This window comes from Streptomyces sp. NPDC037421 (assembly GCF_055602105.1).
In genome coordinates this window covers 25,130-47,245 of record NZ_JBVJWV010000018.1, presented here as the reverse complement: position 1 = coordinate 47,245, position 22,116 = coordinate 25,130, and the positions used below count along the sequence as shown (strand labels likewise).

At 71.0% G+C, this 22,116-nt stretch carries 18 protein-coding genes; 7 read left to right on the top strand and 11 right to left on the bottom strand.

The window, feature by feature from the left end:
- Positions 1-111 precede the first annotated feature (111 nt).
- On the bottom strand, positions 112-1,014 hold the full coding sequence (locus ACZ7IF_RS24205; protein WP_470974785.1) for an LLM class flavin-dependent oxidoreductase: 903 nt from the start codon (positions 1,012-1,014) through the stop codon (positions 112-114).
- Between the two features lie 181 nt (positions 1,015-1,195).
- On the opposite strand from ACZ7IF_RS24205, the gene ACZ7IF_RS24200 reads away from it, so the two are divergent.
- The gene (locus ACZ7IF_RS24200; protein ID WP_470974782.1) at positions 1,196-2,077 is read left to right on the top strand and encodes a Cof-type HAD-IIB family hydrolase; all 882 of its coding nucleotides are present in this window, start codon (positions 1,196-1,198) and stop codon (positions 2,075-2,077) included.
- Between the two features lie 44 nt (positions 2,078-2,121).
- On the opposite strand, the gene ACZ7IF_RS24195 is transcribed toward ACZ7IF_RS24200, so the two are convergent.
- From ACZ7IF_RS24195 to ACZ7IF_RS24180, 4 genes are read right to left on the bottom strand one after another with little or no spacing between them, the layout of a single operon-like run.
- Positions 2,122-3,867, bottom strand: coding sequence for a GAF domain-containing sensor histidine kinase (locus tag ACZ7IF_RS24195; protein WP_470974779.1), 1,746 nt, complete (start codon positions 3,865-3,867; stop codon positions 2,122-2,124).
- A gap of 37 nt (positions 3,868-3,904) precedes the next feature.
- Positions 3,905-7,492: a thiol reductant ABC exporter subunit CydD gene (cydD, locus tag ACZ7IF_RS24190; protein ID WP_470974776.1), complete on the bottom strand. Its 3,588-nt coding sequence runs from the start codon at positions 7,490-7,492 to the stop codon at positions 3,905-3,907.
- A 46-nt stretch (positions 7,493-7,538) separates the two neighbouring features.
- Entirely contained in the window at positions 7,539-8,540 is a 1,002-nt protein-coding gene (cydB, locus tag ACZ7IF_RS24185; protein ID WP_470974773.1) for a cytochrome d ubiquinol oxidase subunit II, read from the bottom strand.
- Positions 8,541-8,558: 18 nt separating this feature from the next.
- Positions 8,559-10,064: a cytochrome ubiquinol oxidase subunit I gene (locus ACZ7IF_RS24180; RefSeq protein ID WP_470974770.1), complete on the bottom strand. Its 1,506-nt coding sequence runs from the start codon at positions 10,062-10,064 to the stop codon at positions 8,559-8,561.
- Between the two features lie 241 nt (positions 10,065-10,305).
- On the opposite strand from ACZ7IF_RS24180, the gene ACZ7IF_RS24175 reads away from it, so the two are divergent.
- A complete protein-coding gene (locus ACZ7IF_RS24175; protein WP_470974767.1) occupies positions 10,306-10,674 on the top strand; it encodes a cyclophilin-like fold protein in 369 nt (122 codons plus the stop codon).
- An 80-nt stretch (positions 10,675-10,754) separates the two neighbouring features.
- Here ACZ7IF_RS24175 and hisC read toward each other — a convergent pair whose 3' ends face one another.
- A complete protein-coding gene (hisC, locus tag ACZ7IF_RS24170; RefSeq protein ID WP_470974764.1) occupies positions 10,755-11,834 on the bottom strand; it encodes a histidinol-phosphate transaminase in 1,080 nt (359 codons plus the stop codon).
- 362 nt (positions 11,835-12,196) lie between these two features.
- Here hisC and ACZ7IF_RS24165 point away from each other — a divergent pair, with 362 nt between their 5' ends.
- From ACZ7IF_RS24165 to ACZ7IF_RS24155, 3 genes are all read left to right on the top strand, one after another.
- Positions 12,197-13,312: a LacI family DNA-binding transcriptional regulator gene (locus tag ACZ7IF_RS24165; RefSeq protein WP_007265278.1), complete on the top strand. Its 1,116-nt coding sequence runs from the start codon at positions 12,197-12,199 to the stop codon at positions 13,310-13,312.
- Positions 13,313-13,528: 216 nt separating this feature from the next.
- Positions 13,529-14,767 carry a metallophosphoesterase gene (locus ACZ7IF_RS24160; protein WP_470975040.1) on the top strand — a complete coding sequence of 413 codons (1,239 nt, stop codon included), beginning with the start codon at positions 13,529-13,531 and terminating at the stop codon, positions 14,765-14,767.
- A gap of 149 nt (positions 14,768-14,916) precedes the next feature.
- The gene (locus ACZ7IF_RS24155) at positions 14,917-15,732 is read left to right on the top strand and encodes a hypothetical protein (protein WP_470974762.1); all 816 of its coding nucleotides are present in this window, start codon (positions 14,917-14,919) and stop codon (positions 15,730-15,732) included.
- Positions 15,733-15,896: 164 nt separating this feature from the next.
- Here the strand turns inward: ACZ7IF_RS24155 and thiC are convergent, their stop codons facing one another.
- The gene (gene thiC / locus ACZ7IF_RS24150; RefSeq protein WP_470974759.1) at positions 15,897-17,684 is read right to left on the bottom strand and encodes a phosphomethylpyrimidine synthase ThiC; all 1,788 of its coding nucleotides are present in this window, start codon (positions 17,682-17,684) and stop codon (positions 15,897-15,899) included.
- Between the two features lie 177 nt (positions 17,685-17,861).
- Here thiC and ACZ7IF_RS24145 point away from each other — a divergent pair, with 177 nt between their 5' ends.
- Positions 17,862-19,340, top strand: coding sequence for a YibE/F family protein (locus tag ACZ7IF_RS24145; protein WP_470974756.1), 1,479 nt, complete (start codon positions 17,862-17,864; stop codon positions 19,338-19,340).
- A gap of 35 nt (positions 19,341-19,375) precedes the next feature.
- Here the strand turns inward: ACZ7IF_RS24145 and ACZ7IF_RS24140 are convergent, their stop codons facing one another.
- From ACZ7IF_RS24140 to ACZ7IF_RS24125, 4 genes are all read right to left on the bottom strand, one after another.
- Complete coding sequence (locus ACZ7IF_RS24140; protein WP_470974753.1) at positions 19,376-19,825, bottom strand: SsgA family sporulation/cell division regulator; 450 nt, start codon at positions 19,823-19,825, stop codon at positions 19,376-19,378.
- Between the two features lie 97 nt (positions 19,826-19,922).
- On the bottom strand, positions 19,923-20,693 hold the full coding sequence (locus tag ACZ7IF_RS24135) for an IclR family transcriptional regulator (RefSeq protein ID WP_470974750.1): 771 nt from the start codon (positions 20,691-20,693) through the stop codon (positions 19,923-19,925).
- Between the two features lie 182 nt (positions 20,694-20,875).
- Entirely contained in the window at positions 20,876-21,100 is a 225-nt protein-coding gene (locus ACZ7IF_RS24130; RefSeq protein WP_470975037.1) for a DUF5326 family protein, read from the bottom strand.
- A 214-nt stretch (positions 21,101-21,314) separates the two neighbouring features.
- Complete coding sequence (locus ACZ7IF_RS24125; RefSeq protein ID WP_125813396.1) at positions 21,315-21,632, bottom strand: cupin domain-containing protein; 318 nt, start codon at positions 21,630-21,632, stop codon at positions 21,315-21,317.
- Between the two features lie 94 nt (positions 21,633-21,726).
- On the opposite strand from ACZ7IF_RS24125, the gene ACZ7IF_RS24120 reads away from it, so the two are divergent.
- The gene (locus ACZ7IF_RS24120) at positions 21,727-22,107 is read left to right on the top strand and encodes a phage holin family protein (RefSeq protein WP_470974747.1); all 381 of its coding nucleotides are present in this window, start codon (positions 21,727-21,729) and stop codon (positions 22,105-22,107) included.
- The last annotated feature ends 9 nt before the right edge of the window (positions 22,108-22,116 follow it).

The following is a 22,116-nucleotide window of genomic DNA, read 5'->3' as shown; positions in this document are numbered from 1 at the left end:
TACGCCCCCCCCCCCCCCCCCCCCCCCCCCCCCCCCCCCCCCCCCCCCCCCCCCCCCCCCCCCCCCCCCCCCCCCCCCCCCCCCCCCCCCCCCCGGGGCCGTTGGGGGGGGTCAGCCGTCCAGCTGGGCGAGCGCCTCGGTGGCGATCCGCTCGAAGACGGCCTCGTCGGCGGCGAAGTCGGAGTCCGGGATCGGCGCGTGGATGACCAGCTCGGTGAAGCCCAGCTCGCGGTGGCGGCCCGCGAAGTCGACGAAGGCGTCCACGGACTCCAGCATGGTGCCGCGCTCCGGGGTGAACCCGGTCAGCAGCACCTTCTCGATGGAGTCGGAGTCCCGGCCGATCTCCGCCAGGGCCTTTTCGAGGCGCCCGTGCTGGATGCGCAGGGCCTCCAGCGACTCCTCGGGCGTGCCCTCGGAGTGCTTGGGGTCGCCCGCGGTCACCCAGGCCTGGCCGTGGCTCGCGGCGAGCTTCACACCGCGCGGGCCGGTCGCCGCGACGGCGAACGGCAGGCGCGGGCGCTGGACGCACCCGGGGATGTTGCGCGCCTCGTCGGCGGAGTAGAACGTGCCGTGGTGGGTGAGCGCCTGCTCGGTGAGCAGTCGGTCGAGCAGCGGCACGAACTCCGCGAAGCGGTCCGCCCGCTCGCGCGGGCTCCACTCCTCCTGACCCAGCGCGGTCGCGTCGAAGCCGTTGCCGCCCGCGCCGATGCCGAGGGTGATGCGTCCGCACGAGATGTCGTCCAGCGACATCAGCTCCTTGGCCAGGGTCACCGGGTGGCGGAAGTTCGGCGAGGTGACCAGGGTGCCCAGGCGGATCCGCTCGGTGACGGAGGCCGCGGCGGTCAGCGTGGGCACCGCGCCGTACCAGGTGCGGTCGCGGAAGCCCCGCCAGCTCAGGTGGTCGTAGGTGTAGGCGGTGTGGAACCCGAGGCGCTCGGCCCGCTCCCACTGGTCGCGGCCTCCCTCGTGCCACGGGCGTACCGGCAGGATCACAGTGCTCAGGCGCAGAGTCATGCCGTCGAGCGTACGGCGGTCCGTGGCGCGTACACCAACCACGCCTCGTCCATCGGCCCGGCTCGTCCGGTTCGGCGCATGTTTCACGTGAAACATGCGCCTGGTTGGAGGGTCCCCCGGGGGCGCCTCGCGGCGGGGGCGGGAAACTGTCTGGACGATCATGGTCCGGCGGCAGGGGCCCATGGGCGAAGATGGAGCGGTGACCTCGGCTTCTCAGCGCCCGGACGGGCCGACCCCCGCACCCCGGCTCATCGCCACCGACCTCGACGGCACCCTGCTGCGCGACGACAAGTCCGTCTCGCTCCGCACGGTCGCCGCGCTCGCCGCTGCCGAGGAGGCCGGGATCGAGGTCTTCTTCGTCACCGGCCGCCCGGCGCGCTGGATGGACGTGGTCAGCGATCACGTCCACGGCCACGGCCTGGCGATCTGCGCGAACGGCGCCGCCGTCGTCGACCTCCACGCCGACCGGGAGTTCGTGCAGGTCAGGTCACTGCCCCGGGCCACGGCCCTCACCGTCGTGGACACCCTGCGCACAGCCGCTCCCGGCACCTCCTTCGCGGTCGAGATGACCACCGGCATCAACTACGAGCCGGCCTACCCGCCGTTCTTCCAGGACCCGGGTGCCACGGTCGCCACCGCCGAGAAGCTGCTCCACGAGGAACACGACGACCATGCGGCGCCGGTGCTGAAGCTGCTCGCGCACCACGCCGAAATGACCCCGGACGAGTTCCTCGCCCTGGCCCGGTCCGCAGCCGGCGCCTACGCCTCCATCACCCGCTCCAGCCCGACCGCACTGCTGGAGATCAGCGGGCTCGGCGTGTCCAAGGCCAGCACCCTGGAGCTGTGCTGTGCCGAACGCGGGATCTCCCCCGCGGAGGTCGTCGCCTTCGGTGACATGCCCAACGACGTGGAGATGCTCCGCTGGGCCGGCACCTCGTACGCGATGGGCAACGCCCATCCGGACGTGATCGCGGCCGCGTCCGGCCGTACGGTCGCGAACAACGAGGACGGGGTCGCCGTGGTCATCGAACAGATCCTGGCCGAACGCGCCGCGCGCGGCTAGTACCTCCCGCCGGACGGGCCGCCGACCGGGCCGGCCGCGACGGATCACAGCGGGGCCTCCCAGACCAGGGTGGTCCCGCCGCCGTCCTCCCCGATGCCGGATCCGTACCAGCTGGAGCCGCCGAGCGACTCCGCCCTGCGGCGCAGGTTCCGCAAGCCGCTGCGCCGACCGCCCTCCGGCATGCCCACCCCGTCGTCGGCGACCTCCAGCCGCACCCCGGGCCGGCCGTCGGGCAGGCTGACAGTGCAGTCGACCAGCACTTCGATCCGGGACGCGTCCGCGTGCCGGAAGGCGTTCGACAGGGCCTCGCGCAGGGCGGCGATCAGGTTCTTGCCGACCAGCTCGCCGACGACCGTGTCGATCGGGCCGGCGAAGCGGTGCGAGGGCTTGAAGCCCAGCGGCACGGCCGCCATGTTGATCTCCCGCAGCACACGCGTACGCAGCCCCGACGGAGCCTCCGCCGGGCCCTGCTGGAGCGCGAAGATCGCGGTGCGGATCTCCTGGATGGTCACGTCCAGCTCGTCCACGGCCTTGCCCACGCCGTCGCGGACCTCGGGGACGATGGACCTGCGCTGCGCGCCCTCCAGCATCATCCCGGTGGCGAACAGCCGCTGGATGACCAGGTCGTGCAGGTCCCGGGCGATCCGGTCGCGGTCCTCGAAGACCGCGAGCCGCTCCCGGTCGCGCTGGGCCTCGGCCATCATCAGCGCGAGGGCTGCCTGGGAGGCGAACTGCGTGGCCAGGGTCCGCTCCGCCTCCGTGAAGGGCCGCTTGCCCCGGGCGCGCGGGGTGACCAGCGCGCCCAGCACCCGCCCGCCGCTGTGCAGCGGCAGCATCATGCAGGGTCCGTACTGGCTGGTCAGCCTGCTGATCATGCGGGGGTCGGCTGCGGCGTCGTCCACGAACACCGGCTCGCCCCGCAGCAGCTTGTCCACCACCGGGCTCTCGGCGGGAATGACCACGCCGAGCGAGGTGGCCGGGTTGTCCGCGGAGACCGCGACGATCTCCATGCCGCCCTCCTCCGCCGGCAGCATCACGATGCCGGCGGCGGAGTCGGCCAGGCGACGGGCCTGTTCGGCCACCACCGACAGGGCGTCGTCCGCGTCCCCGCCGGACAGCAGGGCCGTGGTGACGGCCACCGAGCCGTCAATCCAGCGCTCGCGCTGGGTGGCGGCCTCGTACAGCCGGGCGTTGCCGATGGCGATGCCCGCCTCGGTGGCCAGCACCCGGACCATGTGGACGTCGTAGTCGTTGAACTCGCCGCCGCCGTTCTTCTCGGCGAGGTAGAGGTTCCCGAAGATCTCACCCTGGACCCGGATCGGGACGCCCAGGAAGGTCTTCATGGGCGGGTGGTGCGCGGGGAAGCCCGACGAGCGCGGGTCCTTCGTCAGGTCGGCGAGCCGGACGGTGTCCGGGTGGGAGATGAGCGCCCCGAGCAGACCGCGCTTCCCGTCCGGGCGGTGCCCGATCCTCCTCGCCACCTCACCGCTGACGCCGAAGGTCACGAAGTCCGACAGCCCCGGGCCGTCCGTGTCCACGACCCCGATCGCCGCGTAGTGGGCGTCCGCGAGCTCGGCGGCCGTCTCGCAGATGCGGTCGAGCGTGGAGTGCAGTTCGAGGCCGGTACCGACCGAGCGCATGGCCTCCAGCAGTTGCGGGACGCGCGCGGTCAGCTCCGTGGACAGCCCGTGCAGGCTCCGGGTGGCCTGGGTGGCGGCCTCCAGTGGATCCGGTGCGCCCCCACGGGATTCCGGCGACTCCGGCGATTCCTGCGACTCCTGCACTGACATGCCCTTGAGCCTAGTTAGTACCGTTTAGGAGGGAAAGTCAGCCCCTGTTGCCGACGAGGGCCCGATCGGCCTCCCGCTCCCGCTCCAAGAGGCTCCGCAGCGGTCCCTCGACCGCTGCCAGCTCGGCATAGGCACCACGCTGCACGACCGCTCCCCCGTCCAGTACGAGCACCTCGTCCACCGCCGCCAGCCCGGCGAGCCGGTGCGTGATCAGTACGGTGGTCCGGCCCTCGGTGGCCGCCAGCAGATCCGCCGTCAGGGCGTCCGCGGTCGCCAGGTCCAGGTGCTCGGCCGGCTCGTCCAGGACGAGGACGGGGAAGTCCGCCAGCAGCGCCCGCGCCAGGGCCAGCCGCTGGCGCTGCCCGCCGGAGATCCGCTCCCCGTGCTCCCCGACCAGGGTGTCCAGCCCGTCCGGAAGTCCGTCGGCCCACTCCAGCAGCCGGGCTGCGGCGAGCGCCTCGCGCAGCTGCTCCTCGCTCGCCCCGGTCCGGGCCAGCCTCAGGTTCTCGCGCACCGAGCTGTCGAAGAGGTGCGCGTCCTGGGCGCACAGGCCCACGATCCGGCGTACGTCGTCGCCGTCGAGGGCGCGGACGTCCGTCCCGCCCAGGGTGTACGCGCCCTGGCGCGGGTCCAGGAAGCGCAGCAGGACCTGCGCCAGGGTGGTCTTGCCCGAACCCGACGGCCCCACGACAGCGATGCGCCGGCCGGCCTCCAGGGTCAGGTCCAGCCCGTGCAGCGCGTCCCGCTCCTGCCCGCCGTGCCGGGCGGCGATCCCCTTCAGCCGCAGCGGGAACGGCGAGGCCGGCAGCGGCCGGGGCTCGGCCGGCTCGGAGACGGGCACCGGGGCGTCGATGACCTCGTACACCCGCTCGGCACTGCGGCGCACCCGCTGGCGGTACTGGACGGCCAGCGGAAGCCCGCTGACGGCCTCGAAGGCGGCGAGCGGGGTCAGCACCACCACCGCCATGGCCACCCCGGACAGCCGGCCGTCCGCGACGGCCCCCGCACCCGCGAACGCGGCGCACACCACCGTGAGTCCGCACACCAGGGCGGACAGCCCGCCGCCGAGCCCGGTGGCCGCGGCCCCGCGCGAGGCGATCCGGGTCAGCACGCCGTCGCTCTCCCGCACCCGCTCCTTCCGGCCGGCCAGCGCACCGGCCACCGTCAGTTCGGCGGTACCCGTCAGCAGATCGGCCACCCGGGTGGCGAGTTCGCCCCGGGCGGGCGCCAGCCGCCGCTCGGCGCGCCGCGCACAGGCCCCGCTGAGCAGCGGCACCCCCACCCCCGCCGCGAGCAGCCCCACCGCGAGCACGGCCCCCGCCCCGGGCAGCATCCAGGCGGTGAACGCCACCGACCCGGTGCCGACGAGCACCGCGGTGCCCACCGGGAGGAGCCAGCGCAGCCAGTAGTCCTGGAGCGCGTCGGCATCGGCCACCAGCCGGGAGAGCAGGTCCCCGCGCCGCTGCTCGCGCAGTCCGGCGGGGGCGATCCGCTCCAGCCGGCGGTACACCGCGACCCTCAGGTCGGCGAGCATCCGCAGGACGGCGTCGTGCGACACGAGCCGCTCGGCGTAGCGGAAGACGGCCCGGCCGATCCCGAAGGCCCGCGTCGCCGTGACGGCCACCATCAGGTACAGCACCGGCGGCTGCTCGGAGGCCCTGGAAATGAGCCATCCGGAGACGGCCATCAGCCCGACGCTGCTCCCGACGGCCAGCGCCCCGAGCAGCAGCCCGAGCCGGAACCGGCCCTGCCAGGCCGCGGCCACGGCCCGCACCCGCCGCAGCGGATCGCCCGCCGGGCCGGCACCGGCGGTGTTCCCGCGGCCCGAGCCGCGTCCGGTCCGCTCCGGTCCGCCCCCGAGGATCCACTCCCCGGGGCCGGAGACGGGCGACGGCCCGTGCGGGGCCGTCCCCCCGGCAACCCCCTCAGCCCCGGGGGCCGTACCCGCGACGGTTCCGGAAGCCGCGACCGGCCGGACCGGGCCGGCGCCCTCGCCCACCGCCACCACCCGGTCGGCCACCGCCAGCAGCGCCGGCCGGTGCACCACGAGCAGCACGGTCCGCCCGACCGCAAGGCGGCGCACGGCATCCACGACCGCCGCCTCGGTCTCCCCGTCCAGGGCCGCCGTCGGCTCGTCCAGCAGCAGCACCGGCCGGTCCGCGAGGAACGCCCTGGCCAGGGCGAGGCGCTGGCGCTGCCCGGCGGACAGCCCGGCCCCGCCCTCGCCGAGCAGGGTCCGCGCCCCGCGCGGCAGGGCCGAGACGAACTCCCACGCCCCGGCGTCGCGCAGGGCCGCCTCCACGGCTTCGTCATCCGCCCCGGGCCGGGCCAGGCGGACGTTCTCGGCGATGGTCCCGGCGAACAGGTGCGGCCGCTGAGGAACCCACGCGATGTGCTCCCGCCACTGTTCGAGTGAGAGCTCCGCCAGGTCCGTGTCCCCGACCCGGACCCGCCCCGCCGTCGGGGTGACGAAGCCCAGCAGCACGTTCAGCAGCGTGGACTTGCCCGCCCCGCTCGGCCCGGTGAGGGCCACGCACTCGCCCGGTCCGACGACGAGCGAGACGGGTCCGGGAGAGCTCGCGCCGCGCCCCTCGTACCGCACCTCGACCCCGTCGAGCGCAATCCGCAGTCCCGCGGCCGGCACGTCGGCGCCGCCGCCCGGTACGGGGGCCGGGGTCTCCAGGACCTCGAAGATCTCTTCCGCGGCGGCCAGTCCCTCGGCGGCCGCGTGGTACTGCGCCCCGACCTGCCGCAGCGGCAGATAGGCCTCCGGCGCGAGGATCAGGATGACCAGCCCGGTGTACAGGTCCAGTTCCCCGTGTACGAGCCGCATGCCGATGGTGACCGCGACGAGCGCCACCGACAGCGTGGCCAGCAGCTCCAGGGCGAAGGAGGAGAGGAAGGCGATGCGCAGGGTGCGCATGGTGGCCTGGCGGTAGTCGTCGGTGATCTTGCGGATGGACTCGGCCTGCGCCTTGGCCCGCCCGAACACCTTCAGCGTGGGGAGGCCCACCACCACGTCGAGGAAGTGCCCCGACAGCCGGGAGAGCAGCCGCCACTGGCGGTCCATCCGGCTCTGGGTGGCCATGCCGATGAGGATCATGAACAACGGGATCAGCGGCAGGGTGACCACGATGATGGCCGCCGACACCCAGTCCTCGGTGACGATCCGGGCGAGGACCGCCGCCGGGACCACCACGGCGAGCCCCAGCTGGGGCAGGTAGCGGGAGAAGTAGTCGTCCAGGGCGTCCACGCCCCGGGTGGCCAGGGACACCAGGGATCCGGTGCGCTGTCCACTGAGCCAGCCGGGCCCCAGGTCGGCGGCCCGGTCCAGCAGCCGGCCCCGGAGCTCGGACTTGACCGCCGCGCTCGCCCGGTGCGCGGCCAGCTCCGTGAGCCAGGCGACGAGACCGCGCCCCAGGGCCACCGCCGCGAGCAGCAGCAGTGGCGTCCGGAGCGCGGCTCCGTCGAGTCCCCGCTCGAAGGCTCCGACCACGATCTCGGCGATGAGCATCGCCTGACCGACGACCAGCCCCGCTCCGGCGAGCCCGAGGGCTACCACCGCCCCCAGGAAGAGGCGGGTGGAACGGGCGTACCGCAGCAGGCGCGGGTCGATCGGTTTCACGTGAAACATCCCCTCGGCAGGGTCGGGCAGGAGTGACGCGCGCGGCTCAATGCGCGTCGACGATGTGCTGCGTACCGATCCGCTTGCGGAAGACCCAGTACGTCCAGCCCTGGTAGAGCAGGACCAGGGGAGTGGCCACGGCGGCGCACCAGGTCATGATCTTCAGGGTGTACGGGGTGGACGAGGCGTTGGTGACCGTGAGGCTCCAGGCCGCGTCCAGCGAGGACGGCATGACGTTCGGGAACAGCGTCAGGAAGAGCATCGCGACGGCCGCCGCGATGGTGATCCCGGACAGGGCGAACGCCCAGCCCTCCCGGCCCGCCAGGTTGAACCCGAGGGCCGCGACCAGTGCCAGTACGGCAACGGCCATCGCCGCCAGGCTCCACACGTCACCGCGCGATGCCTGGGTCCAGATCAGGAAGGCCAGGGCCAGGACGGCCGTCACCACCCCCAGCCGGGTGGCCAGCGCACGCGCGCGGTCCCGGATGTCCCCGACGGTCTTCAGCGCGGCGAAGACGGCGCCGTGGAAGGTGAACAGGGTGAGGGTGACCAGGCCGCCGAGGACCGAGTAGACGTTGAGCAGGTCGAGGACGTTGCCCACGTACTCCATGTCCTGGTCGATCTTCACGCCGCGCGCGATGTTGGCGAAGGCCACGCCCCACAGGAAGGCCGGGATCAGCGAGGTCCAGAAGATCGCGTGTTCCCAGTTGGTCTGCCACCGCTCCTCGGACCGCTTGTGGCGGTACTCGAAGGCGACGCCGCGGACGATGAGACAGCCCAGGATGAGCAGGAGCGGCAGGTAGAAGCCGGAGAAAAGGGTCGCGTACCACTCCGGGAAGGCGGCGAAGGTGGCGCCGCCCGCCGTGAGCAGCCAGACCTCGTTGCCGTCCCAGACGGGCCCGATCGTGTTGATCAGGACCCGCTTCTCCGTGCGGTCCCGGGCGAGGAGCTTGGTCAGGACACCGATGCCGAAGTCGAAGCCCTCCAGGAAGAAGTAGCCGGTCCACAGGACGGCGATCAGTACGAACCAGACGTCGTGAAGTTCCATGGTGTGGTCTCCTCAGCCTCAGTACGAGAAGGCCATCGGCCGGTCGGGGTTCTTGTCGTCCCCGCCGATCCTGGTGGGCGGGTTGAGGTCGGCCTCGGTGAGCTCGGGCGGGCCGGCCTTGACGTACTTCACGAGGAGCCTGACCTCGATCACCGCGAGCACGGCGTAGAGCAGCGTGAAGCCGATCATCGAGGTGAGCACCTCGCCCTGCGAGACGTTCGGCGAGACCGCGTCCCTGGTGCGCAGCACTCCGTAGACCACCCAGGGCTGACGGCCCATCTCGGTGAAGATCCAGCCCCACGAGTTGGCGATCAGCGGGAAGAGCATGGTCCAGAGCGCGGCGATCCAGTACAGCCGGGCGAACCGGGGGCTGAGCGCCTTCTTGAAGAGGACGAGATGGGGGACCTCGTCCTCGGCGGTGCGCAGCGCCGGCGGCAGCAGGAACCGCTTGCGGGTCAGCCACAGCCCGAGCATGCCGATCCCGAGGGAGGCCATGCCGAAGCCGATCATCCAGCGGAAGCCCCAGTACGCGACGGGGATGTTCGGGCGGTAGTCGCCGGGGCCGAACTTCTCCTGCTCGGCCTTGTTGACGTCGTTGATGCCCGGGACGAAGGAGCTGAAGTCGTCGTTGGCGAGGAAGGACAGCAGGCCCGGGATCTCGATGGCCACCTTGTTGTGGCCCTTCTCCACGTCTCCGTAGGCGAAGACGGAGAAGGGAGCCGGCGCCTCGCCGTCCCAGAGGGCCTCAGCGGCGGCCATCTTCATCGGCTGCTGCTTGAACATCACCTTGCCGAGCAGGTCGCCGCTGATCGCGGTGCCCATACCGGCGATGATCATGACGACCAGGCCGAGCCGCAGCGAGCTGCGCATCACCGGGACGTGCTTCCTGCGCGCGAGGTGGAAGGCGGCGATGCCGACCATGAACGCGCCGCCGACGAGGAACGCGGCCGTGATGGTGTGGAAGAACTGGGTGAGGGCCGTGTCCTGGGTGAGGACCGCCCAGAAGTCGGTGAGCTCGGCCCGGCCCCGCTCCTCGTTGATGCGGTAGCCGACCGGGTGCTGCATCCAGGAGTTGGCCGCCAGGATGAAGTAGGCGGACAGGACGGTGCCGAGGGAGACCATCCAGATGCAGGCCAGGTGGATCTTCTTCGGCAGCTTGTCCCAGCCGAAGATCCACAGGCCGATGAAGGTCGACTCGAAGAAGAAGGCGATCAAGGCCTCGAACGCCAGCGGGGCGCCGAAGATGTCGCCCACGAATCGCGAGTAGTCGGACCAGTTCATGCCGAACTGGAACTCCTGGACGATGCCGGTGACGACACCCATCGCGATATTGATCAAGAAAAGCTTGCCCCAGAACTTCGTGGCCCTGAGGTACTTCTCCTTCTCCGTCCGGACCCACGCGGTCTGCAGGCCGGCGGTCAGCGCGGCGAGCGAGATCGTGAGCGGCACGAAGAGGAAGTGGTAGACGGTGGTGATGCCGAACTGCCAGCGCGCCAATGTCTCAGGCGCCAAAGCTAGGTCCACGTCGTCTTCTCCTTGTCGTCGCCGTGGTCACAGCGGGCAGTCTGCCTGGCGGGTTCCTCCCCATATCGGGAGGAAGCAGGACACGCTTGTGAACGCGTTCACATTCACAAGCATTATGTCCTACCGCCTGCGACTCGAATCAGCCGGGGTCCCCTTTATTGACCGCCGACCTCGACCGCCGACCTCGGCCACTAGCCTCGGCCACTAGCCAAGGAATTCAACAGATTGTTGAATGTGGCCCATGCAGATTCGAATCTCCTGGCCTGCGGGCCTGCTCACCGCGACCCTCGACGAGACCCCGACCAGCAAGGCGCTGGCGGCGGCCCTCCCGATCTCCGCCTCCGCGAACACCTGGGGCGAGGAGGTCTACTTCGACACCGGGGTCTCCGTGGCCCTGGAAGACGACGCCCAGCAGGTCGTCGAGCCCGGCACGGTCGCCTTCTGGACCGAGGGCGACGCACTCGCCCTGCCCTACGGCCCCACGCCCATCTCGCGCGGAGGCGAGAGCCGCCTGGCGAGCCCCTGCAACGTGCTCGGCTCGTTCGACGGCGACCCCCGCCTCCTGTCCACCGTCCGCGACGGCGACCCCATCCGCGTGGAACTGGTCTGACGACCGCGGCTTCCCGCGTCCGGCGACCCCGGTTCCCGGACTGCGGCCCTGCGGCCGCGGTCCTGACCACGGCTGCTTGACTACAGCTCCTTGAAGAACGCCTCCGCCGTGTGCAGGAAGAGGTCGTTCGCCTCGGTCTCACCGATCGTGACCCGCAGGCCCTCGCCCGCGAAGGGCCGGACCACCACACCGGCCTTCTCGCAGGCCGCCGCGAAGTCGGCGGTCCGCTCCCCCAGCCGCATCCACACGAAGTTGGCCTGGGTGTCCGGAACCGTCCAGCCCTGCGCGAGCAGCGTCTCGTGCACCCGGTTGCGCTCGCACACCAGCGCCCCGACCCGGCCCATCAGCTCGTCCTCGGCCCGCAGCGAGGCGACCGCCGCGTCCTGGGCGAGCTGGCTCACGCCGAAGGGCACCGCCGTCTTGCGCAGTGCCGCGGCCACCGGCTCGTGCGCCACCGCGAAGCCGACGCGCAGGCCGGCCAGCCCGTACGCCTTGGAGAACGTGCGCAGCACGGCCACGTTCGGACGGTTGCGGTAGAGCTCGATGCCGTCCGGGATGTCGGCGTCGCGCACGAACTCGCGGTAGGCCTCGTCCAGCACCACCAGGACGTCCGAGGGCACCCGGTCCAGGAACCGCTCCAGCTCGGCGCGGCGCACAGCGGTGCCGGTGGGGTTGTTGGGGTTGCAAACGAAGATCAGGCGGGTCCGGTCGGTGATCGCGGCGGCCATCGCGTCCAGGTCGTGGACGTCCCCGTCGGTCAGCGGCACCTGCACCGACTTCGCCCCGGAGATCTGGGTGATGATCGGGTACGCCTCGAAGGACCGCCAGGCGTAGATGACCTCGTCGCCCGGGCCGGCCGTCGACTGGATCAGCGACTGGGCCACGCCCACCGAGCCGGTGCCCGTGGCGATGTGCTCGACCGGCACGCCGAAACGCTCCGCCAGCTCGTTCACCAGCCCGGTGCACGCCATGTCCGGGTAGCGGTTGAACCGGCCCGCGGCCGCCACCGCGGTTTCCAGGACCCCGGGCAGCGGCGGATACGGGTTCTCGTTCGAGGACAGCTTGAACGCGACGGCCCCGCCCGCGGCGGCGGGCTTGCCGGGCTTGTAGGTGGGGATGCCGTCCAGCTCGGCGCGCAGCTTCGGGCTCTTCTCGCTCACCGCAGGTCCTCCTCGACCGTCCCGTCGACGTCTCCGTCGACTCAATACTGCTCACCTTATGAGGATTCCGCCGATCCGAGAATGGCGGGCGCCAGGAACACAGGGGGAGCGCACGCATATATGCGCGCGCCGGTGGCCTGCGCCGTGGCGCGCGTCCCTCGTGCAGGTGAGTTGAGAACGACCCGAGACGGCTCCGTTTTGGCATGCTCGTACCCGCCGACAAGCCCCACTCTCAGCATGAGGCGGCAAGTACCTTCAATTCCAAGGTCATTGGGGGTGGCGAACCATGCAGAATCGTGCCTGTCAACGCGTGCATATGCACCCGAACCACCCTCCCCTCCGAGCCCTACTATCGGCTCGCCATGACAGCAGCAGGGAAGCATCAGGTGAGCCGGACCGAGACCACCCGGCGGGTCGGCGGCCGACAGGGCCGGGCCGGCATCAGGGACGTGGCCGCCGCGGCGGGCGTGTCCATCACAACCGTCTCCGACGCGCTCAATGGCAAGGGGAGGCTGCCGGACGCCACCCGCCGCCACGTCCGCGAGGTCGCCGACCGGCTGGGGTACCGCCCCTCCGCCGCGGCCCGCACCCTCCGTACCGGCAAGTCGGGCCTCATCGGCCTGACCGTGACCACGTACGGGGATGAACCTTTCACCTTCACCGAATTCGCGTACTTCGCCGAGATGGCGCGGGCCGCCACCTCCGCGGCACTCGCCCGCGGCTACGCCCTCGTCATCCTGCCCGCCACCTCACGACACGACGTCTGGTCCAACGTGGCCCTCGACGGCACCGTCGTCATCGATCCCTCCGACCACGACCCGGTCGTCAGCGAACTGGTCCGCCAGGGCCTGCCCGTGGTCTCCGACGGCCGGCCGGCGGGCACCCTTCCCGTCACCGCCTGGGTGGACAACGACCACGAGGCCGCCGTACTGGGCCTCCTCGACCATCTCGCCGCCGCCGGAGCCCGCCGCATCGGGCTGCTGACCGGCACCACCACCGACACCTACACCCGGCTCTCCACGACCGCCTACCTGAACTGGTGCGAGCGCGTCGGCCAGGACCCCGTCTACGAGTCCTATCCCGCCCACGACCCGTGCGCGGGCGCCGTCGCCGCCGACCGGCTCCTCGCCCGCCCTGACCGGCCGGACGCCGTGTACGGGCTCTTCGACCCCAACGGCACCGACCTCCTCGCCGCCGCCCGGCGCTACGGGCTGCGGGTCCCCGAGGACCTGCTCCTCGTCTGCTGCAGCGAATCCACCGTCTACGCCAACACCGAACCGCCCATCACCACGCTGTCCCTGAAGCCCCGCCGCATCGGCACCGCAGTCGTACAACTGCTGATCGACGCGATCGAGGGAGTGGACACCGGACGCCCCGTCGAACAGGTCGTGCCGACCGAGCTGATCATCCGCACCTCCTCGCAGCGCAGAACGCCCCGCACGACCGTCAGCCCGCCGCGCTCACCGGCCCAGGACTGACCGCCACCCCGTCACATGGGCGGGGCCGGCGGTCCCACCGAGGATTTCCACAACACCGAAATCGGAACAAAAGGGCAGGAAGGAGAGGTTCCGGCCAGGATTCACCACCCCTGGTGCGTCACAGAGCGCGAGCCGCATTCCTATGATGGGCGCACGACATCACGGACCCTCCACCCTGGAGGTGAGGAGGGTCCGCAGGTGTACGGCAGCGCGACGGTGGTGGAGGGGTCGATGACTCAGGGGGCCGGTCAGGGACCCGCGATGCGGACGGACACGCTGCGGGACTTCCGGGTGCCGGTCGCCGAACCCGCGCCGTACACCCCGCCCGCCGCACTGCCCGGCGAGCCCCCGGTGTACGGCGAGTACCCCGCGTACTACGAGGAGAGCGCGCCCGTGCCCCCGCGGCCCGGGTACGCCCCCGACCGCCCCGCCGCGGCCCCTCCCGGCCATCCGGGCACGGAGACCGTCCCGCAGCAGCGCACCGCGGGCGACGGCGAGTACGACGACGGCGGTGACGACGGCTACACGCCCACGCAGCGCGACCTGCCCATCATCGTCCGCGGCTCGGCCGGTGGCCCCGGGGACACCGTGCAGGTCCAGTACGTCCCCCAGGAGAACCCGGGCTCCGGCCCCGGCCCGCTCTACGTCGTGGGTGACGTGCACGGCTACCTGGACGAGCTCGTCCGGGAGCTCCAGGCCCAGCACCTGATCGACGCCGAGTGCCGCTGGTCCGCCGGCAACGCCCGGCTCTGGTTCCTCGGCGACTTCACCGACCGCGGCCCCGACGGCATCGGCGTCATCGACCTCGTCATGCGGCTCTCCGCCGAGGCCGCCGCCGCCGGTGGCTACTGCAAGGCCCTGATGGGCAACCACGAACTGCTCCTGATCGGCGCCAAGCGCTTCGGCGACACCCCCGTGTCCTCCGGCGCCGGAACCGCCACCTTCCAGGCCGCCTGGCTGCTCAACGGCGGCCAGCGCACCGACATGGAGCGCCTGGAGGACGTCCACCTCCAGTGGATGTCCCGCCTCGACGCGGCGACGCTGCAGGACGGCCACTTGCTGCTGCACTCCGACACCACGGCGTACCTGGACTACGGCGACTCCATCGAGGACGTCAACGACACCATCCACGAGCTGCTCAACCGCAACGACGCCGACATCACCTGGGACCTCTTCCGCAAGTTCACCAAGCGGTTCGCCTTCCGCGACGAGGAGACCGGACCCCAGGCCGTACGGGAGCTCCTGGGCACCTACGGCGGCGGCCGCGTCGTCCACGGCCACAGCCCCATCCCGTACCTGCTCGGCGAGGTGGGCACCGAGGACGGCGACGACTCCCACGGCCCGGAGGCCGTGGACGGGCCGCACGTGTACGCGGACGGACTGGCCATCGCGATGGACGGCGGCGTGACGATGGCGGGCAAGCTGCTCGTCGTTCAACTACCTCTGCGCGACTGAGCGTTCTCGGAGCGGGGTATTTCAGCAAAGCCCCTGTCACGGCGTGGCAGGGGCGCTCTACCATCGCTCTATCCGTAGCAGGCTCTCCTCCGTTTGTGCCGGAGCCCCGGATCTACGCGGGCATACCGGCATGTACGGAGCATCGGGGGATGCACATGACCAGCGCTCCGCACCTGCTCACCGAAGACCGACCGGAGTTCGACCGGCTCCTCGACGAGGCGCTGCGCACCGCGGACGAACGGCCCGAACTCGCCACCCTCGGCGAACGGCTGAACGCCGAACAGCTGCGCACCATGGCCCTGGCCGCCACCACGCTCCTGACCGCCGCGGCGGCCGCCGAGTACGACCACTACGTGAAGGTGCGGGAGGAGCTGCGCGACGGGGCCCTGTCCGCCTCCGGGGCAGTCGCCGAAGACGGCGCCGAGGACCAGGACGACGGGGCCGGCGTGAGCGCCGTGGTCGGCGTCCTCGCACCGGTCCTGGCGGGCACCGCCATGCTGATCTTCCTGCTGGTGGGATACGGCCTCAAGATGGTCGACCCCGCCCCCGCCTTCGCCGAGACGATGCTGACGGCGGGCTGGCTCTTCGGCGGGCTCACCGTGGCCGCCCTGCTGTTCGCGGTGATCGGGCTGCTCGTGACGGCCCTGCGCAACAGCTCCACGGAGGTCACGGCGGAGGAGGGCGTGCCGATACCCGACGAGCTCTCCCGCGCCCGGGAGGCCTGGCGCAACGCGCTCCTGGAGCGGGGCATCGTGCCGTTCCTGCGCGACGCCCTGGCCGACCCCACCATGGGATCGGGCTACCCGGTGCCGCGCACACCGGGGGCCGGGCGGATCCCCAGCCTGGGATACACGCGCCCGGACTTCACCGGCCCTGGCCCGTCCTCCCAGGGCTCGCGCCCCGGCTACACCTCGCCGGACTTCACCAGCCCGGACTTCGGCGGCCCGGACCACGGCCCGGAGTGAGGCCCGGAGTGAAGCCCCGGCTGTCGCGCTCCGGGCACCGCACTCCGCCCGTCCGGGCCTGTTTCACGTGAAACATCCGCCCGTGCCCACGGGCTCTTCCGAAGCGGTGAGGGCCGGCCGACGGCTCCCCCCGGAATGCCGTCGGTCGGCCCTCACCGCACGGATCAGTCGGCCAGCGGCAGGTAGACCCTGTTGCCCGAGGCCGCGAACTCGGCGGACTTCTCCGCCATGCCCGCCTGGATCTCATCGGCCTTCAGGTCACCGCCGTGCTCACGGCGGATGTCCTGCGAGATCTTCATGGAGCAGAACTTCGGACCGCACATGGAGCAGAAGTGCGCGGTCTTGGCCGGCTCGGCCGGGAGCGTCTCGTCGTGGAACTCACGGGCCGTGTCTGGGTCGAGGGCCAGGTTGAACTGGTCCTCCCAGCGGAACTCGAACCGCGCGTCCGACAGGGCGTCGTCCCACTCCTGGGCACCCGGGTGGCCCTTGGCCAGGTCCGCCGCGTGGGCGGAGATCTTGTAGGTGATGACGCCGGTCTTCACGTCGTCCCGGTTGGGCAGACCCAGGTGCTCCTTGGGCGTCACGTAGCAGAGCATCGCGGTGCCCCACCAGGCGATCATCGCGGCGCCGATGCCCGAGGTGATGTGGTCGTACGCGGGCGCGACGTCCGTGGTCAGCGGGCCGAGCGTGTAGAACGGCGCCTCCTCGCAGATCTCCTGCTGGAGGTCGATGTTCTCCTTGATCTTGTGCATCGGGACGTGGCCCGGGCCCTCGATCATCGTCTGGACGTTGTGCCTCTTGGCGATGGTGTTCAGCTCGCCCAGCGTCTTCAGCTCCGCGAACTGCGCCGCGTCGTTGGCGTCCGCGATGGAGCCGGGGCGCAGGCCGTCGCCCAGCGAGTACGTGACGTCGTACGTCGCGAGGATCTCGCAGAGCTCCTCGAAGTTCGTGTAGAGGAAGTTCTCCTTGTGGTGCGCCAGGCACCAGGCCGCCATGATCGAACCACCGCGGGAGACGATGCCGGTCTTGCGACGGGCGGTCAGCGGCACGTAGGGCAGCAGCACGCCGGCGTGGACCGTCATGTAGTCGACGCCCTGCTCGGCCTGCTCGATGACCGTGTCCTTGTAGATCTCCCAGGTCAGGTCCTCGGCCTTGCCGTCGACCTTCTCCAGGGCCTGGTAGAGCGGCACGGTGCCGATCGGGACCGGGGAGTTGCGCAGCACCCACTCACGGGTGGTGTGGATGTTGCGGCCGGTGGAGAGGTCCATGACCGTGTCGGCACCCCAGCGGGTCGCCCAGGTCATCTTCTCCACCTCCTCCTCGATCGAGGAGGTGACCGCGGAGTTGCCGATGTTGGCGTTGACCTTCACCAGGAACTTCTTGCCGATGATCATCGGCTCGATCTCCGGGTGGTTCACGTTGGCCGGAAGCACGGCACGACCTGCGGCGATCTCCTCGCGAACGACCTCGGGGGAGACGTTCTCGCGGATCGCGACGTACTCCATCTCCGGGGTGATCTCGCCCCGGCGGGCGTACGCGAGCTGCGTGACGGCGGCGCCGCCACGGCCCCGGCGGGGCTGGCGCGGGCGGCCCGGGAAGACCGCGTCGAGGTTCTTGAGGCCCCCGCGCGGAGAGGTGTGCTTGATGCCGTCGTCCTCGGGACGAACGGGGCGGCCCGCGTACTCTTCGGTGTCGCCGCGGCCGATGATCCAGTTCTCTCGCAGGGGCGCGAGGCCCCGGCGGACGTCCGTCTCGATCTGCGGGTCGGTGTACGGCCCGGACGTGTCGTAGAGCGTCACGTCCTTGCCGTTGGTGAGGTGGACCTGGCGGACCGGCACCCGGATGTCGGGGCGGGAGCCCGCCACGTAGCCCTTGTGCCAGCCCGGCTGGCGCTCGGTCTGGCCGTCGGCGTTCTGGCTGACGGCAGGCGTGCGTGCGTCCTGAATGGTCATGAGACCTATCTCCCTACGCCGGCATTACCCGGTAACAGGTTCGGCGGTCGACGCAGCCTCCTCCCGTACGCATTCTCATGCGCGTACGGTGATCAGCGCCCTCTCAGCCCGGTGCTCCGAGCTCCCGCGTTGTGCAAAGTAGCCCCCACGTTAGCGTCGTGTGTGGCGTGCTGAACAGTGGGCCCCCTCATCTCTTGCGATGATCTGCCGGTGACGTCCTCGCCGCAGCCTCCCCACGAGCCCACAGAGCCCTTGGGCCACACCGGCCACGAGCATGCGTCCCACGGGCATGCCGCAGCCTCTTCCCACGGGCCCTCCCACGGCCATGGACACGGACACGGACATGGCCACAGCCACGGCCACGGGCCGGCTGCGCCGGTCTCCAAGCACCTGCGCAAGGTGATCGCCGCCGTACTGATCCCCTTCGCCGCCGCCGTCTTCATCGGCATGGCCGTGCTCTGGCCCGGCGGCGCCCCCTCGCACGAACGCACCGGCGTGGGCTTCGACCGCCAGACCCAGCAGGGAAAGGTCGTCGCTCTCGCGAAGGTCGACTGCAAATCGGTGAACGCCTCGCAGGTCCCTCCCACGGGTGACACGTCCACCCCCGAGGGACGCGAGGCGCAGGCGGCCCGGACCGGCGAGTGCAAGAAGGCCACCGTCGAGGTGACCAGTGGACCGGAGCAGGGCCGGGCCTTCTTCGAGATCGTCCAGCCGGGCGCGCCCCGGCAGTTGGAGAAGGGCCAGGAGGTGGTGGTGGCGTACGCGCCGGACGCGCCCCGGGACCTCCAGTACTCGGTGATCGACCTGAACCGGAAGTTGCCGCTGGCCCTGCTGGCCGGCATCTTCGCCGTCGCGGTCATCGTCGTGGGCCGGATGCGCGGCCTGTTCGCCCTCATCGCGCTCGTCGTCAGCTTCGGGGTCCTGACGCTGTTCATCCTCCCGGCGATCCTGCAGGGCTCGAACCCCCTGCTGGTCGCCGTCATCGGCGCCAGCGCGATCATGCTGATCGCCCTGTACATGTGCCACGGGCTGACGGCGAGGACCTCGGTCGCCGTCCTCGGCACGCTGGTCTCGCTGCTGCTGATCGGGCTGCTGGGCTCGCTGTTCATCGACTGGGCGTTCCTGAGCGGCAACACGGACGACAACACCGGGCTGATCCACGGGCTCTACCCGAACATCGACATGAGCGGTTTGCTGCTCGCAGGCGTGATCATCGGATCCCTGGGCGTACTCGACGACGTGACCGTCACTCAGACCTCGGCCGTCTGGGAACTCCACCAGGCGGACCCGGGCATGGGCCCGCGCGCCCTCTACCGGGCCGCCATCCGGATCGGCCGCGACCACATCGCGTCGGTGGTGAACACCCTCGTCCTGGCGTACGCCGGCGCCGCGCTGCCGCTCCTGCTGCTGTTCTCGATCGCGAACAGCAGCATGGGTACGGTGGCCAACAGCGAGCTGGTCGCGGAGGAGATCGTACGGACCCTCGTGGGCTCCATCGGGCTCGTGGCCTCGGTGCCGGTGACCACGGCGCTGGCGGCGCTGGTGGTCTCCGCCGACCGGCCCGGTCCCGCGGACGGAGCGGCCGGGAGCCCGGGCGCCGGTCCGGCCGCGGCACCGGCCCGCGGCGGCCGGGGCCGGCGCCGGCGCAAGCGCTGAAGGGCGGGCCGGCGGCCGGTCTCCCGGCCCCGGCCTCAGCCCGCCTTCCGCTCGTCGTGCTGCGACTCGGAGAAGATCTTGCCGAGCGCCTGGTCGAGGCTCTCCTCGAAGTCGCCGAGATTGCGCTCCTGACCGAGCGGAACGAGCCGGTCCGTCCGGTCGAGGAACGCGACGAGCGGCCCCGCGCCGGCCCGGAACAGGGCGCGGTCGCCACCGACCTGAAGACGGATGTGGACGTCGGACAGCTCCTCCGGATCGGTGGGCGAGATGTGCACGTCGCCGTCACCGCTCGGCTTGTTGATGCCGTCGAGAAGCAGCTCCCGGCCGAACGCCCAGGTCACCGGGGCGTCTCCGGGAAGGTGGAAGGTCAGGCGTACCGCGTAGGGGTCACGGGCGTCGTACCGGAGTTCCACCGGGATCCGGAACGCGAGCTCCTCGGAAACGAGGAAGCTCATCATGACCTCTGCCTGTACCGACTCGCGCATTGCCTACCCCGCTGTAGTGGAAGTGGCCAGGAATGGTCCCCCAGGGCCCTCTTGACAAGGGTGGTGGAAGCGCCAGCAGATCACAAGGAGTGAGTTTTCAGATACTGATAGAGAACGAGAGGGTGCTCAACAGCGCGCCTACTTCACTCCGTAGCCGATCAACCGCATAGAGCAATCGGTCCTCTTGGTGCACGGGAAGGGAAATCGCCATGGTCGCGGCGGCATCGCCGGCCGTGATCGGGATCGCCGCGCACACCGTGCCGAGGGCGTACTCCTGACGCTCCGTAACCGGCTGCATCCGTTCCAGGGAGCCGATCCGCTGCTCCAGGGCGTGCATGTCCCGCACCGTGTAGGGCGTGATGCTCTCGACCGGGTGCCGGTCGTAGTAGTCCTTGCGCGTCTTCTCGTCGAGCTGGCCCAGCAGGCACTGGCCGATGGCGTGGGCGTGGGCGGTCGCTCGGAAGTCGGCCCATTCCTGGCAGGCGGGGTTGGCCGGGGTGTCCGAGACACCCACGACCTCGATCTCACCCTCGCGGTAGACCGCGAAGTAGACGGGGGCCCCGACCGCGTCACGGAAGTGCGCGAGCGAGTCGAGGATCATGCTGCGACGTTTCTGCTGAAGTCCGCCGCACGCCAGCCGGCCGGCCGCGTCGCCGAGTACGAACACGCCGCTCTCGCGACGCAGATATCCCTCGTGCGTCAGGGTGCGCAGCAGGTGGTACGCGGTGGGGAGCGGGAGCCCGGCTTCGCGCGCCAGCTGTTTCGCCGGGGCTCCCTCGCTATGGGACCCCGCCGCTTCGAGGAGCCTCAACGCCCGCTGCACCGAACCGATCAGGGTCGGGACACCGGGATTGTGAACCGAAGGCAAAGCTCACCCCCAGGCGTGGCGGCGGGCCTCGGGGTGGCCCGCTCTGCGGGGGCCGCCCCCAGGGAACGGCGCAGATTGCCAACCTATCGGCCGGTTCCCGCCGCGTGGGCGGTTCCGCCGGTCCCGTTCCCCCGCCTGGGTCAATCCCCTTACCCGTTGGGGGAAGGGTGACGGACCCAGTCCTACCAGTCGCTGGAGGAGGCCTTCGCTCCGCTGCCGCTGCCGGTGAACTTCTTGACCACGAAGATCAGACCGCCGACGAGGGCGACGAAGAGCAGCGCCTTGAAGGCGAACGAGATCAGCGCGCCGAGGATCGAGGTGACCACTCCGCCGAAGACGAAGAGCGCCAGCAGCGGAACGGCGACCCACTTGACCCACCAGGGCATGCCCGCGAACATCGCTCGGATCCCGTCCATTTTCCTACCTCTTCCTCGTCAGTGACCCCGTGGGTTCGTGACTTCGCGAGTCCGTGGGTCCGTTTCTTTCCTCGCTCTCGATGCTAGGAGGCGACGGCACCGCACAGGGGGCCGCGAGCCCTCGGAACCCCCTGACCCGCCCCCTAGGGGGATCAGGGGCACGACCCTCAGACCGGCGGCCCACCCGGCCGTACCCGGCCCGTGCTCAGCCCTCCGGCGGTGAGAAGACCACCATCACCTTCAAGGGTTCGGTGATGTGGTGGAACTTGTGCGGCACCCCCGCCGGCACGTAGACGACGCTGCCGTTGGCCACCACCGTCGTCTCCTCCCCGACCGTGATGGAGGCACGCCCGCTCACCACGAAGTACACCTCGTCCTGGCGGTGCGGCTGCTGCGGGTCGCTCTGCCCGGCATCGAGGGCGTAGAGCCCGACCGACATGTTCCGCTCCCGCAGGAACTGCAGGTAGGCGCCGTTGTTGGCGGCGCGCTCCGCTTCGAGCTCGTCCAGCCGGAAGGCCTTCATCTTTCGCTGTGCCCCTTGTTCTTGCCCGGTGGTGCCCCGGGATCCGCTGATCTGCCGATGCCCGGCCCGGGTCTCTTCTGCCACGATCAGACACATGACGAATTTCGTAGTCAAGACGCTCGCCAACGCGGCGGCCCTGGCCGTCGCCATCTGGCTGGTCTCCGGCATCACGCTCGACGACGGCAGCAGCACGGGCCGCCGCGCGCTGACTCTGATCCTGGTCGCGCTGGTCTTCGGGCTGGTCAACCTCATCGTCAAGCCGGTGGTGAAGCTGCTCTCGTTCCCGCTGTTCATCCTCACCCTGGGCCTGTTCACCCTCGTCGTGAACGCCCTGATGCTGATGCTGACCTCCTGGCTGGCCGAGAAGTTCGAGCTGAGCTTCCACGTGGACGGCTTCTGGACCGCCGTCCTCGGCGGCCTGATCATCTCCATCGTCTCCTGGGCCGTGAACCTGGCCCTGCCCGACAAGAACTGAGCGGACCGC